This is a genomic window from Staphylococcus sp. GDY8P57P, from assembly GCF_017892585.1.
GTDB lineage: Bacteria > Bacillota > Bacilli > Staphylococcales > Staphylococcaceae > Staphylococcus > Staphylococcus borealis.
Map to the genome: position 1 here is coordinate 26,711 of NZ_JAESLK010000037.1, position 14,167 is coordinate 40,877.

The 14,167-nt window shown below is 32.8% G+C and carries 11 protein-coding genes and 2 pseudogenes; 5 read left to right on the forward strand and 8 right to left on the reverse strand.

Going from position 1 to position 14,167, the window contains the following annotated elements; translation table 11 throughout:
• Positions 1 to 30 precede the first annotated feature (30 nt).
• The 5 genes and pseudogenes from KA878_RS11240 to KA878_RS11260 all read right to left on the reverse strand — a co-directional run.
• The gene (locus KA878_RS11240) at positions 31 to 381 is read right to left on the reverse strand and encodes an SAUGI family uracil-DNA glycosylase inhibitor (protein WP_193839848.1); all 351 of its coding nucleotides are present in this window, start codon (positions 379 to 381) and stop codon (positions 31 to 33) included.
• A 564-nt stretch (positions 382 to 945) separates the two neighbouring features.
• Complete coding sequence (locus KA878_RS11245; RefSeq protein ID WP_048667862.1) at positions 946 to 1,680, reverse strand: glucose 1-dehydrogenase; 735 nt, start codon at positions 1,678 to 1,680, stop codon at positions 946 to 948.
• 81 nt (positions 1,681 to 1,761) lie between these two features.
• The gene (gene ccrB, locus KA878_RS11250) at positions 1,762 to 3,399 is read right to left on the reverse strand and encodes a cassette chromosome recombinase CcrB (RefSeq protein ID WP_049426124.1); all 1,638 of its coding nucleotides are present in this window, start codon (positions 3,397 to 3,399) and stop codon (positions 1,762 to 1,764) included.
• A 35-nt stretch (positions 3,400 to 3,434) separates the two neighbouring features.
• Positions 3,435 to 4,769 (reverse strand): cassette chromosome recombinase CcrA, encoded by a 1,335-nt coding sequence (gene ccrA / locus KA878_RS11255; protein ID WP_048667859.1) that lies wholly within the window; start codon positions 4,767 to 4,769, stop codon positions 3,435 to 3,437.
• Between the two features lie 187 nt (positions 4,770 to 4,956).
• A pseudogene (locus tag KA878_RS11260) lies at positions 4,957 to 5,586 on the reverse strand (cassette chromosome replicative helicase); the annotation flags it as partial.
• Positions 5,587 to 5,594: 8 nt separating this feature from the next.
• On the opposite strand from KA878_RS11260, the pseudogene KA878_RS11265 reads away from it, so the two are divergent.
• Positions 5,595 to 5,933: pseudogene (locus KA878_RS11265) on the forward strand (cassette chromosome recombinase CcrA); the annotation flags it as partial.
• Between the two features lie 111 nt (positions 5,934 to 6,044).
• On the opposite strand, the gene KA878_RS11270 reads toward KA878_RS11265, so the two are convergent.
• Positions 6,045 to 6,404: a ZIP family metal transporter gene (locus KA878_RS11270; protein ID WP_001631039.1), complete on the reverse strand. Its 360-nt coding sequence runs from the start codon at positions 6,402 to 6,404 to the stop codon at positions 6,045 to 6,047.
• Between the two features lie 206 nt (positions 6,405 to 6,610).
• Here KA878_RS11270 and KA878_RS11275 point away from each other — a divergent pair, with 206 nt between their 5' ends.
• Both KA878_RS11275 and KA878_RS11280 read left to right on the forward strand, forming a co-directional pair.
• Positions 6,611 to 6,937, forward strand: a complete 327-nt coding sequence (locus KA878_RS11275; RefSeq protein ID WP_000391495.1) for an ArsR/SmtB family transcription factor — start codon at positions 6,611 to 6,613, stop codon at positions 6,935 to 6,937.
• A 329-nt stretch (positions 6,938 to 7,266) separates the two neighbouring features.
• Positions 7,267 to 9,192 carry a heavy metal translocating P-type ATPase gene (locus tag KA878_RS11280; protein WP_000790094.1) on the forward strand — a complete coding sequence of 642 codons (1,926 nt, stop codon included), beginning with the start codon at positions 7,267 to 7,269 and terminating at the stop codon, positions 9,190 to 9,192.
• A gap of 1,161 nt (positions 9,193 to 10,353) precedes the next feature.
• Here the strand turns inward: KA878_RS11280 and cstB are convergent.
• Together cstB and KA878_RS11290 are read right to left on the reverse strand one after the other, a co-directional pair.
• On the reverse strand, positions 10,354 to 11,682 hold the full coding sequence (gene cstB / locus KA878_RS11285; RefSeq protein ID WP_031795575.1) for a persulfide dioxygenase-sulfurtransferase CstB: 1,329 nt from the start codon (positions 11,680 to 11,682) through the stop codon (positions 10,354 to 10,356).
• Between the two features lie 18 nt (positions 11,683 to 11,700).
• Entirely contained in the window at positions 11,701 to 12,768 is a 1,068-nt protein-coding gene (locus tag KA878_RS11290) for a DsrE/DsrF/DrsH-like family protein (RefSeq protein WP_000085030.1), read from the reverse strand.
• Positions 12,769 to 12,906: 138 nt separating this feature from the next.
• On the opposite strand from KA878_RS11290, the gene cstR reads away from it, so the two are divergent.
• Both cstR and KA878_RS11300 read left to right on the forward strand, forming a co-directional pair.
• Positions 12,907 to 13,167, forward strand: coding sequence for a persulfide-sensing transcriptional repressor CstR (cstR, locus tag KA878_RS11295; protein WP_000456195.1), 261 nt, complete (start codon positions 12,907 to 12,909; stop codon positions 13,165 to 13,167).
• Complete coding sequence (locus tag KA878_RS11300) at positions 13,164 to 13,922, forward strand: sulfite exporter TauE/SafE family protein (RefSeq protein ID WP_000623679.1); 759 nt, start codon at positions 13,164 to 13,166, stop codon at positions 13,920 to 13,922. Before cstR ends, KA878_RS11300 begins: the two co-directional genes overlap by 4 nt.
• Positions 13,923 to 14,167 lie beyond the last annotated feature (245 nt).

Here is a 14,167-nt window from a genome sequence, read left to right on the forward strand (position 1 = left end):
GTAACAGATATTTGTGCCACTTTGATCCAATTATTCATGGTCTTTCCCTCCTTCTTTTAATAAATGACGTTCATCGATAATCGTATTTTTAGTATCAGTGAGGTAGAGAAAATCCATATCAAAATGATCCAGATAACCAATACTGATGAGTTGGTTATTGGCGTACATAAGAAATGGATAGATACTTAGCTCATGTAGTTCATCGTTATAGTAGGTATAGGTTCCAAGTGTAAGATGCGCAAGTGGGGTATGGTCTACAAAGCGAGTAGGAAGTATATTTTCTGCTGCTTCTTCTAACGCTTCACATTCCCATGTTTCGTTGTTAGATAGTTGGAATAGACGAGTTATATATTGTTTGAGTTCTTGAGTGGTTGTTTTCATATCATTGCCTCCTAGATAGTGTGATAGTGATGTAATTCATATACATCATTGGGATAATATATATTTGATTTGTCATTTATTACGGATTCCGCTGACAATATGAGAAAATTCCATATAAAAACCCGCTACAAACGTTGGTGTGACAAGGAAATCCCGTTATCCCGCTCATTTCTCAGGAAATATAGCTATATATTTATATATCATTTGGGATTGTAGATGTCAGTACGACTTACTTTTTCTTTTTATATTATTTATTTATAAATAATAATGGGATTTCGGGATTACGCTTGCGTAATCCTTATCCTACATGTATTTATCAAATCCCATTGTTATCCCGTTGGTTTATCATGATGGGATGTTCTTTCGTCATTCAATATAAGCTATAAATTGAATCATCAATGATATATATATCGAAATTTTCTATTAGTTGAGTGTTATTGGATGACGAAAGGACAATAAGTATAAATTTAACTTGTTTAAGGAAAAAATAAAGGCGAAGTGCTCCTCAGCACTTCGCCTAAAATTTATTCAAGAGAACTATTTATATTTTAATTGATTTATCATTTATAGTGCAGTAATACCACCATCTATAACAAATTCTGATCCTGTAGAATAAGAAGCATCGTCAGACCCTAAGAAACATACAAGTTTAGATACTTCTTCGGGTTGGGCAACTCTTCGCATTGGAATTGTTTTTTCGAATTCTTTAACGGCTTCTTTAACATCGTTTTGTTCTAACATTGGTGTTTTTATAACACCTGGGTGTACTGAATTAACTCGAATATTGTATGGAGACAATTCTTTAGCCGCAGCTTTTGTCATACCTCTGACCGCAAATTTTGTATCTGTATAGCCAATTGCACCACCAACAAGACCATTCATTGAAGAAATATTGATGATTGACCCTTGTTTTTGACTTTTCATAATTTTTGATACAGTTTTGATGCCTAAAAATACAGATACTTGATTAATATTTACAATCTTCATATAATCTTCTAATGATATTTGGTCAATTGTTTTATTGTATGTGATTCCTGCATTATTAACCAATACATCAATTCGATTCCATTTGTTCATAACTTCTTGAATGACATGATTCCAATCCGTTTCTTTAGATACATCATGTTTGATAAATAAAACATCGTCTCCAAGAGAATTAGCTGTTTTTTGACCTAATTCATCATTAATATCAGTTATCACGACTTTTGCGCCTTCAGCTATCGCTTTTTTGGCATGAAGTTTTCCCATACCTTGTGCACCACCTGTAATAACGACGACTTTATCTTGTAATTTTCCCATTTTAAAACATCCTTCCTCTAAATTAATATTGTTCATAATTTTATTGTATACCTAACTCAATCAAGAAGCTAAAAAAGTCACTTATATATGAATATAGAGTGTTTGAGATAAAAATAAAGACGAAGTGCTGAGGCGCACTTCGTCGATAGGGGTATTATGGAAGAGTTGTTTAGTGATTTCATGATTGAGTTTTAATGTGACATAGAATTGCTTTTTACGATGTTCGTCTTTACGAATATCTATTCGGTCAATGACTGTGAGATATAACGCTTTGAGTTGTGATTTATCCATGGATTCTACGTTTTGAAATATGCGACGTAAAACAGCGGATAGTTGTTTCGTATTATATGATGTTTTCTCTTGATTTTGTTGTTGCTTCAGTTGATTAATTTGATTAATTTGATTCGTAATGTCATTCAGTTGTGTTTCATATTTATGGATTGTTTCTTTGAGTATTGTTGTTAAGTCTGGATTATCTTCGATTGTTTTAATCAAGTTGTCTAGTTTCGCATGGATTTCATCGTATTGTTGTTGTTTATAAGCGATATCATGGTTCAATGCACCAATATCGACTTTATTCTCTTGATTGACACGTTCTAAGACTTGGTTAATGACTTTATCACTTTTGACAATTTCGAGTATTTGATCCATGACGTATTTCTCAATCACATCAGCTCTAACACTATTCGCAGAACATACTTTTGACCCCTTGTTGCGAAAGTTACTACAAGAATAATAGCGTATTCGCTTCTTGGTACCATCTTTCAATGTGTTCGTTGTGTTACTAGCTGCCATTGGTGCACCACATTGTGGGCAGTGAATAATACCTGTTAATAGGTTGGTTCCTTTTCCATGAACTTGGGGTTTTTGACTAACTTGCTTCATACGTGAATGTACTTTATCCCATAGTTCTTGACTAATGATAGGTGAATGCTTCCCGTCAGCTATTATAGGATTGTCATTAAGACCTTTACGTCGTTTCTCATTCCAGTCTTTATACTTCGCAAATTGAATTTTACCGATGTAGAAGGGGTTGGTAAGGATATAAGCTATAGCTGATGTACTAAATGGATTACCTTTCTTTGTTACATAACCTTTATGATTAAGTGCGTTAGCCATTTTTCGATAACCATGACCTTTAGCATATGACTCAAAGATATATTTGAAGATATTCGCTTCATGTTGATTTATCATGAGTTCATGCTTGCTATCCGGTATTTTGTCATAGCCCAGCGGCAAATTGCCTTGATAATAGCCTTCTTGAGCACGTCGGGTTTGTCCCATGAATACGTTCTCGACAATATTGTTTCTTTCAAATTCAGAAAAGCTTGCAAGTATTTGTAACATGAGTTTACCCGAAGAAGTGTTGACTTCCATACGTTCAGATAAGCTGAAGAATTCGACATTTTGACGATGAAGGTCTTCAACTATTTTCAGTAAGTCTGATGTATTACGTGCGAGTCTATTCGTTTTATATACCATGACACAATCGATATGACCTTCGTTCGCATCTTTTAACAAACGTTGTAGTTCTGGTCGGTTTATAGACTTTCCTGATATACCACGATCGTCGTATATATCTTTGACCTCGAAATGATGAAAGTTACAATATTCTTTGATTTGATTGATTTGTCCGTCGATACTATATCCTTCAGTACTTTGCATTTCTGTTGATACACGAACATAGATACCGACACGTTTTTGTTTGAGTTTTTGCATGATTTTTTCATCCTTTCTGATTAAGCAATCGATGATTATACCGCTTGATTAACAATGTTTAGTGGCTCATCTTTTAAATAGATTCCGCTTAATTCTTTATTTTTAGTAATATGAATTTCATCAATATAGGGATACAGCATGTTTAACGTGAAACTTTTCTGTATAGTCTTTTGTAGTGATGCTTTTATCCGAATATCACTTATTACTTGTATAGGTTTATTCTGTAGATTAATTGATTGGGACTGTTCTCTGAATGTTTCTACATCAATTTTTCCTTGTGCTAAATTTTCAATAAGCTTTTCCTGAGTTAATGTGTTACTAGTATCATGCATCCTTTGTTTTTTGAGCTGTTTCTCAATAGCATGTTTGATTTTCGAATAGAGCTGTTGGTCTCGAAAGAATTTTTTGCAAGATTCTAAGACCTGTTTTTCTAGGTTTTCAGCGTTTATGCCTTTAAAGTCACATATAAAACGTGATGCATTCATGTTTTTAGGGCAGACATAATAACGTAATGAATGATTGGTTTTTCTAATGGCCATATTGGTAAGGGTTGAACCACAATAAGGACATTTGATCTTTTGTTTGAGTAAATTAGCAGAAGGTGTGCGCTTTACTTGTTTATTTACTCGTATTGCTTGAGCTTGTTCGTATATACTGGTCGAAACAATAGATGGGAACATGTTGTCATATTGTCCATATTGATTGATAACGCGACCACAATAATTAGGATTCGTGATAATAGCGCGTACTTGGTAGGGTTTACGATTAATACATTTATCATCTGTTTCTAGGTATTGCGCGATTTTCTTATAACCATAGCCTTGAAGATAATAATTGAATACAGCTTTGACGGTAGGTGATTCATCATTATTAATGATGAAAGTACCATTTTGATAGTGATAACCGAAAGACGCATGGGTTGTTATGAGTTTACCTTGTTTTGCCTTTTCTTTAAGACCATTCTTGACTTGTTCACCAATATTATCGGACTCTAATTCTGCGAGACTTATGAATATATTAAGTTTTAGGCGATCAAACGCTTTATCCATATCAAAATAGCCATCATGAATACTTAGAATATGAACATGATACTTTTGACACAGTTTCATAAGTTTTAATGCATTTTTCAAATTACGATGTAGTCGATTCAAGCGATAACAACATAATACTTCACATTGTCTTTGTTGAATGCGTTCGATGACTTGTTGATAACCTGTTCGATTATCCGTTCTGCCTGATTGCTTATCGCTATAAAAGATGATGTGTTGGATATTGTATTTTTTAGCGAGCGCTTCGATAGTTTGTTTCTGTGCGGTGAGTGATTGTTGCTTGGTTGTACTTTGGCGTAAATAACCAATAGCTTGTTTCATCGAGTTTCCTCCTTCCAAATTGATAATATATATTTATGAACGAATTTATAGATGAGCCCAACACCTGCTGGTGTTGGGCGTTATTATTAGTCATCAGCATGATTAATTTCTTCAACAACTAAATCAGCTAGTAATTCAATCAATTCATCCATTTTATCTACTCCTGTACGATTTCATCTTTAAGTTATTAAAAATCAATTAAATCATCGTTCTGTTTTTTCCATGATTCAAGTATCTTTTTGTTATCCAAGTTAATTTCAGCTTTAATAGGTTCAGCATCTTTAGTTAGACCAAAAATAGACGCATATTCTGAATCTAGCTTTAAATGGTAAAAGACAAGTGACTGTTTTTTGCCATTGTCATCTTTGACTGTTCGTTTTGTTGTAATTCGATCATGGTCAGATTCGATAAATCCTTTATCCCTTAGTGCATTAACAACATTATTGACATCTTGGAAGTGATTCTCTATCAACATATCTTTAAATACAGATGCAATGATTTTGACTTCGATATAATCATCTTTTAAGGCAATTAGTCCATGGTTCTCAATCATATTCTTTAACGCTGTATCATCAGAAAACTTACCACGGTTTTGTGCTACAAATTGCGTAATGACTTCGATCGCTTTATCTGCCAGTGAGCGTTCAGAGACTGTATGACCATGATAATCAATAAAGTAGTCTCTTATTTTAGCGATATCAATATCTGTAGCTAAAACATGACTAAGAATCTTGGCCGAAGTAGTGATAGCCGCATAGCGCTTAAACATACGAATACCAGTATTATTTGTTTCATCCTTCAATTTATCTTTAAACCAATGATGTAATTCAAAAACGGATCAAAAAACAAAGGGTCCTAGAAACTAGGAGCACACTTACACAAGAACAATTGATAGATAAATTAGCTAAAGGAGCCATCGATGCAGAAACGTTCAGAAAACAATCTCAATCGTTACTTCAACAATCAAAACCAACACTATCAATAAATGAGCAACAAATTCAAAGGTCTTTTGAAAATGTAATTCAACAACACTTCACGTTAAGCATGTTATACCGATATATTGATGAAATTCATATTTCTAAAAACAAAAGCCTTGTGGGAATCTATTTCAAAAATGAACCGCTAAACATTGTAAACCAAGCTACGCAATCATCGATTGCTTAATTAATGAAAGGATGAAAAATATGAAAGAAATGAAAAGAAAATCTGTAGGATGTTATGTTAGAGTTTCAACAATTTCTCAAGACATTGATAAATTTAGTATTAATGGTCAAATTACACAAATAAAGGAATATTGCCAACAGGGAAATTATGAATTGCTATACTGATAATTAAAAGTACCCCCGATCGAACGAAAATATCTTTTTGATGACTATTAGTGATAATTGTAATTTTATCCATTAATAGATGAATGGATTGGAATAATACTAAGCCTATTGCTATTCCACCGAGTAAAATTACCCACCCGCCTAATTCAATACTTTCCGGAATCATTTCAAAAAATAATAAGCCAATTATAAGGCCTGCACATAATGAATAAATAAAGCCATGACCACTTTGAAAACCTTCCATTATCCAAGCGAGTCCACCGCCAACACCAATTCCAAGTGCGGAAGCTAACGCCCGATCATCCATACTGCACTCATCCCACTATTCTTAAAAAGGCTTTGTTTATTTTACTCTAAAAAATCAAAACAAAATATATGAATTCATATTAAATATTATTTGACTCTTTATTCAGATGGTTATATCATATATATGAACATATATTAATATATGTAGATAAATAGTGATTATTATATATAAGGTTTTGAATTGAAACCTAAAGTGAGGGAAGGATAATGGAAGAAAAAAAGGAATTAGAGGAAGTAAATAATAAGGACTTAGATGATGAAACATTATTTGTCGTATCGCAAACATTTAAAGCGTTAGGTGATCCTACGAGAATTCGGATTCTCCATTTGCTCTTTTATAAGGAGTATTCGGTAAACGGTATTGCTGAAACGCTACATCTTAGACAATCAACAGTTTCCCATCAATTGCGGTTCTTGAAAAATTTACGGTTAGTAAAATTCCGAAGGGAAGGCACAACATTGTTTTATTCCCATGATGATGAACATACTATGAATATGCTAAAACAGGCGATCGATCACGCCTGTCATCACTAGTATTCCGTAAACCAGTAATAAGTGTTAATAATAATTCACGTCATTAATATTGTTATATGATCATATAACAATATTATAGGCATATGAAAAGGGGGTTTTGCAATGGATATGGAAAACAAAGAAACAGAATGGAAAGCGTTGTATGATATCTCGAAGGAAAGTGAGATGGGTGTAGCAGAGAGGGTTAGTGAATACGGTTGATAAATTCATAGGATGTATTATTGGATACAAAAAGTTTGGATGTGGTCAATTAACGTCCTGGTTTAGTAAAGCTTACTGCGAATATATTGGAACCCGATATATCATATTTATTTAGAAAGGTGATAGAAATGAAAAATATTCAAGAGCAACAAGCACACGAAAGTCATAGCCACGATCATAGTCATGATCATGATCACGGAAAAATGCCAATTATTTCATATTTTATTGGCTTAGTGTTGGCTATAATTGGGCTTTTTTTAAGTGATGCAAATTTATTAATACAAAACATCTTATTTTCAATTGCCACAATCACAGCCGGCTACCATGTAATTATTCTCGAAGGAATTGGAGAGACAGTTGAAAATACTAAATTAAAGGGAAAATTCACTCCTAATTCTCATATTCTAATGGGATTAGCTGCAATCGGAGCTTCTCTGATAGGGAGTTTTTGGGAAGGAACCCTTTTGATACTTATTTTTTCCGGCGCTCATTTTCTTGAAGATTACGCTGAAGGAAAAAGTAAAAGAGAAATTACTAAGCTACTCGAAATGAACCCAACGACAGCTAAATTAATCCTACCTGATGGAAACACAAAAATTGTTGATGTCAGTGAATTAAAAGTTGGAGATCAACTCCAAGTGCTGAACGGTGATCAAGTTCCAATTGATGGGATTATTTTATCCGGTACTACCTCAATTGATGAATCTTCTATTAATGGAGAAAGTATACCGAAAGAGAAGTCTAAGGGTGACGAAGTTTTTGGAAGTACGATTAATGGAACAGGTACTTTTACTATGGAAGTCACTAAGGAAAACAAGGATACTGTATTCTCTAAAATTTTACAATTAGTTAGTCAAAACCAAGATAATCAAACAAAAGCTGCCAGTATCATTCAAAAATTCGAGCCTAAATATGTTAATATAGTTTTAATCGCAATACCATTAGTAATGTTACTTGCTCCTTTTCTATTTGATTGGACATGGTCGCAAAGTGTTTACAGGGGATTAGTGCTTTTAGTCGCAGCTTCACCGTGTGCTTTGGCAGCAGCTACTGTATCTGTAACATTGTCTACAACATCTAACCTAGCTAAAAAAGGCGTGCTTTCAAAAGGAAGTACTTACCTATCACAATTAGCGGATATAGATGCAATTGCCTTCGATAAAACAGGAACCCTTACGAACGGAGAACCTAAAGTAACAAATTACTATTTCACTCATTCTGTGAACGAAGAAAATATTATTGATATTATAGTCGCCCTTGAAAAGGAATCCAATCACCCACTCGCTAATGCTATTTTAGAAAAATTTGAAGTTAAAAATAAAATAGACATCGAAGTTACTAATCAAATTGGAAAAGGTCTGACAGGAGATTATAATGGAAAAAATTATCGTATTGGTAAGCCTACTTCTTTTGAAAGTGCTTCTGAAGAGTATACCCAGTTCAATCATGATTGGGCATCAGAAGGAAAGACGGTTGTATACGTAGCAGAAAATGAAGAAGTTATTGGGATTATAGCTCTAATGGATATTCCGAATGAGCATGCTAAAGAAACAATTAATTACTTTAAGAAACTTGGTATCCACACGACTTTAATTACTGGTGATTCGGAAATGACGGGAAAAGCTGTAGGCGAACAATTGGGAATAGACGAAGTTATCGCTAATGTAATGCCTGAAGATAAATCCAGAATTATAGAAGAACAAAAAGAAAAATTTGGAGTTACTGCCATGGTTGGAGATGGTGTGAACGATGCACCGGCCCTTGTTAATGCTGATGTTGGTATAGCTATGGGGGGCGGTACTGATGTGGCAGTAGAAGTATCTGATTTGGTTTTAATGCAGAACAATTTATCTAAATTAGTACAGTCTCATAAAATTTCCTCAAATATGGGTCGTGTTATTAGGCAAAATATTATTTTTTCAATGGCAGTTGTTGCCTTTTTAGTTGTCATTAGTTTGTTAGGATTAACTGATATTACAATCAGTGTAATTGTTCATGAAGGAAGTACTTTAGTTGTTATACTAAATGGACTTCGATTATTAAGATCTAAATAATGAACGAATCGATTGACATGAATGAACTTTGAAGTGTGGATTCTACAATGTTCCCATAACATTGGACACTAAAAAACAGAGCAATCTAATAAAGATGTTATGAGTAAAAACAATGCCTTGCATACCGTTTTTATCATACGGGCGGTCAAATAAGCAATTAAAGAGCATGGGAAGTATAAAATCATAAACAGTGACTTAAGGCAGCCAGTTTACATTCAAAAGTTAAATTGACTGTATTAAAAGTTTCGAAACGATTAATATCCGTATGGGGGCAAGCGTCGAGCCAAAGATAATGCCAGGACAGAGCGTCTTTTTCCGTTCTTTTAAGTGGGAAAGGTTTTACCTTCTCTATGCCAAGACAGTCCCAGAGCTAAAAGGGCCAGTTGCTCTTTTTGGGCGTTTGTGAACGGTAATCGCAGGAAGGGGATTTTCCCAACCGCACCTGGTTTTCCATCACAATAAAGTTGGCGGCATTTGTTCTGATATTCTTGGGAATACTTACACTATGAATGGCCGTATTAAGTGATACAGGAGCTGCTATTATTGTAATACTGAATGCTCTCCGCCTTTTGAGGGTAAAAGAATAAAAGTAAGGATAACTAGGTAAAGCTGTTCAATCAAAAATTGAACAGCTTATTTTTCATCAAAATCAAAAACGTTTATTATAATACCTACACTTGTTCTGTTAAATGTACCGATTTTTTAACCTTATTGTATCAGTAATATCTTGAAACGAAGTAAGCGACTAAAATTTCTCTTTTATCATACGTTTATAAAAATACACTTTTAAGAACGGTTTGAAAATTTTTGAAATAGATCAAAATAATCTTCTGGTTAAAAAACCTGTAGATATGATTTCTCTCTTAAATTTTTGTTTGATTAGATTAGACCCTAATAAGACGCATTCAATATGTCTACACGTGAATTTAGTCTTTGAAAATGTAAGGACCATTATTATTATAAAAACCCCAGTATAAAACGATACGCTGAATACAGCAATAAATAAAAAAGGCATGTACTGTGTAAAATATTTATTAAATTATATAAATTTATATATATATAAATATTTTTTAAATAGATATTTATTCAATAATATAAAAAGGACTATAAGCTATATCTAAATACTTATAGTCCTTTTTCATTAGCATAAATATATAATTATTAAGAAAGTTGTATATCTTTGTAACCTTCGTTTACATTAATAATGTTGTGATAACCTTTGTGTTCTAAAATACCAATAGCTATAGAACTTCTAATGCCAGATTGACAGTGTACATAAATAACATCATTTTTACTGAAAGGTAAATCTGTGTCTAAAAGTTTGCCGTGTGGTACATGAACCGCTTGAGATAAGTGGCCATTATTCCATTCATTATCATTACGTACATCCAATATATGTGATTCGTTACCTGTAATATCTTCACTATGAATGGAACGTGTTTGAACTTTAGATTGAGGTAATTGATATCCAGCAACATCATCGTATCCAATGAGTTGCAAGGTGTGCGTTGCTTTTGAAACAAGGTGATAGTCTCCAATCAAGTTAATTTCTTGATCATAGTTTAGATACCAGCCAATTTGATTGATGAAATTTTTATCATATGGAATATTGATTGTACCTTCAATATGTCCACCATGATATGCCTCCTTACTGCGGAGATCAAAAGTTAATCTGTTTGTATTTGTAGCTGGATAAACCGTATAAGGTTGATATAAATTCATACCGAATTGATTAATTTTTTTCATTTGTGCAAAATGATGTGGTGGTGCAGGTTGGTCAGAAATGAGTTTATCGATAAAGGTAGCTTCGTTATTTTCAGAAAAAGCCCAGTTCGTTTGTTTTTCATAGCCAAGCGTAGATGTTGGAATAGCACCTAAAGATTTACCACAAGGACTACCAGCGCCATGGCCAGGCCAAATTTGAATGTAATCTGGCAAGTCTTTAATACTTTCAATCGATTTAAACATTTGTTTAGCGCCTATTTCAGATGATCCTTCTACTTTAACCGCTTTTTCTAGTAAATCAGGTCTACCGATATCTCCTACAAAAATAAAATCACCACTGAATAGTCCCATTGGAACTTGTGCTCCAGCACCTTCGTCAGTAAGTAAAAAACTTATACTTTCTGGCGTGTGACCCGGTGTATGAAGCACTTTTAATTTTATATTTCCTACATAAATATCGTCATTATGTTGAACAAAATAAGTGTGGTTAGGCATATTTTTATAACCTAATGTGTCATCACTTTCACCCGATACATAAATATTAGCATTTAACTTTATAGCAACATCTCTAATTCCTGAAGCAAAATCTGCATGTATATGTGTTTCAGCTGCATGAGTAATGGTTAAACCTTCTTCATCAGCAACTCGAATATATGAAGATAAGTCACGAATAGGATCAATAATCATGGCTTCTCCAGTTTTTTGACAACCGATTAAATAAGATGCTTGAGATAAATGTTTATCATAAAATTGTTTAAAAAACATAATATCATTCCTTTCTAATTATATAAATAAATTGTGATTAGCTTGTTCTGTATATCCAATATATGCACCTACGCCACCGTATTCTACATCATCGCGTAGTTCTTCTTTTGTAATGCCCATCACATCCATACTCATTGTACAAGCGATAAGTTTAACACCTTGCTCAACTGCTTGATCAATAAGAGAAGGTAAAGTATCGACATTTTTCTTTTTCATGACATAACGCATCATTAGATTGCCTAAACCAAACATATTCATTTTAGAAATAGGCATGTTAATTGGTGAATTTGGAAGCATGAAGTCAAAAAGTTTTGCAATACCTTTTTTCTTAATGCGTTGACTTTGAATTTTTTTAAGTGCATTTAAGCCCCAAAATGTGCAAAAGATGGTTACATCTCTACCTGCAGCTTTAGCACCATTAGCAATAATCATTGCTGCAACTGCTTTATCTAGCTCGCCGCTAAATAAAACAATTGTTGTTCCACTTTTCGTGTGTGTCACTTCTATATTTTTATTTTCTTCTTTTTGAATAATAGCGTGAATTTCATTACCAAAATCGTTGAGTCTAACAAGCGTATGTCCAGTTTGTTTGACCCAACTTTTAATATCATTTAAAAATCCGTGATCAGTCACAACAACTTCTATTTGATCACCAATAGCGATGTTTTTGATTTCTTTACTAATATTAACAATAGGTCCTGGACACTGTAGATTACTATAATTGAATGTCTTACGATTATCTTTAATTTCTCTATCTTCTTTTACTTTAGATAAATTATCATTATGATGTTGTTCTTCGTATGCGGTATAACCTCCGTCTAAATTCACCACATCGTATCCGCGTTGTGCAAGAAATTGACTGGCTTTTCTACTTCTATTACCACTTTTACAATAGATATAGTAAGTTTTATTTTTGCTTTGTTTAAAAGTCTCTATATTTTCAACTGAATGTAATAAAGCATTTTTAATGTGTCCTAATTCAAATTCTTCAGGCTGTCGAACGTCAATTAATTGATCCTTAGAACCCAATTCTTCTAATTCCTTTTTAGTGAAATCATTAATGTGTTTCGTTTTATATTGTGACATAATTACCTCCTTTTAAATACCTATGGGGGTATATTATAACGAATTAGATAGTTTGTCAAATACCTATGGGGGTATTTGACAAAATAAAATTTAATCAATATGATGTAATTATTAAAAATGAATGTGGAGTGAAATATATTGGAATATAATAAAAAGATGATTAATCGTATTCATCGCATACAAGGACAGCTTAATGGAGTTATTAAAATGATGGAGGAAGAAAAAAATTGTAAAAACGTCATTAGTCAATTAAGTGCTTCTAAAAGTTCTATTCAACGGTTAATGGGTATTATCATTAGTGAAAACTTAGTAGAATGCGTCAAAATGTCTGAAGAAAATAGTGAAGATTCTCAGGCACTAATTAATGAAGCAGTTGAATTATTGATAAAAAGTAAATGATAAGTATAACCACCATTATAGTAATGTTAGTTATTGGTATCTTAGGAGGATTTATTTCTGGATTAGTCGGTATAGGGGGAGCAATTGTTATTTACCCGGCTCTCTTATTATTACCACCATTATTTGGTTTACCTACTTATAGTGCTTATATTGCTTCAGGATTAACTTCAAGTCAGGTGTTTTTTAGTACATTGAGTGGATCTTTAAACGCATATAAAAATAAAAATTTTTCTAGAACGCTTATACTTAATATGGGAAGTGGAATGGTAATAGGTAGTATGCTAGGTGCAATCTTAGCGAATTTAATAAATGTTCAGTTTGTTAATACGGTTTATATTATTATTGCATTACTAGCTCTTATTCTAATGTTTATAAAAGTTACACCATCTACTAGTCATATTAAGTTTAATCGTCTACTTTTAATTACAATAGGTGGTATCATCGGTTTGGTATCTGGTATTGTAGGAGCTGGTGGCGCATTTATTATTATTCCAGTACTACTTGTTATATTTAAATTACCAATGAACATGGTTGTTACAAATAGTATTGTAATTGCATTCATTTCTTCTATTGGAGCATTTATGATTAAATTATTACAGGGTTATATTCCTATTAATAGTGCAATACCGTTAATTTTAGGTAGTATACTATTTACGCCTCTAGGTATGAAAATGGGTCAGAAAATACCTGACTATATTCAAAAAACGATAATATGTATTTTAATCGTCATTGCAATTATTAAGTTGATATTTTAAAAACATGGGGGTGGGACAACATTCATTTTGAACTTGATTGAATATATAGTATATTTAATAAAATGCAGCTATTGTGGCGTAGAATTTAAGAATTAAAAAATGATTAATATAGTTTGAAAAGACTGAATATAAATACTAGAAAAATAGCCAGTAAATGAGTTTATTATGAATTCATTTCTTGACTCTTTCAAATAATACTATGAGAAAAATGGTGCAAAACTTATGGTGGGGTGCAGGTTATAATA

Bases quoted from the DNA above. Each gene is read 5' to 3' on its own strand.
- KA878_RS11290 (WP_000085030.1), bottom strand. From the start codon at position 12,768: ATGTCACAATATAAAACGAAACACATTAATGATTTCACTAAAAAGGAA.
- KA878_RS11240 (WP_193839848.1), bottom strand. From the start codon at position 381: ATGAAAACAACCACTCAAGAACTCAAACAATATATAACTCGTCTATTC.
- cstB (WP_031795575.1), bottom strand. From the start codon at position 11,682: ATGTTTTTTAAACAATTTTATGATAAACATTTATCTCAAGCATCTTAT.
- KA878_RS11275 (WP_000391495.1), top strand. From the start codon at position 6,611: ATGGAAGAAAAAAAGGAATTAGAGGAAGTAAATAATAAGGACTTAGAT.
- KA878_RS11270 (WP_001631039.1), bottom strand. From the start codon at position 6,404: ATGGATGATCGGGCGTTAGCTTCCGCACTTGGAATTGGTGTTGGCGGT.
- ccrA (WP_048667859.1), bottom strand. From the start codon at position 4,769: ATGAAACAAGCTATTGGTTATTTACGCCAAAGTACAACCAAGCAACAA.
- ccrB (WP_049426124.1), bottom strand. From the start codon at position 3,399: ATGCAAAAACTCAAACAAAAACGTGTCGGTATCTATGTTCGTGTATCA.
- KA878_RS11280 (WP_000790094.1), top strand. From the start codon at position 7,267: ATGAAAAATATTCAAGAGCAACAAGCACACGAAAGTCATAGCCACGAT.
- KA878_RS11245 (WP_048667862.1), bottom strand. From the start codon at position 1,680: ATGGGAAAATTACAAGATAAAGTCGTCGTTATTACAGGTGGTGCACAA.
- KA878_RS11300 (WP_000623679.1), top strand. From the start codon at position 13,164: ATGATAAGTATAACCACCATTATAGTAATGTTAGTTATTGGTATCTTA.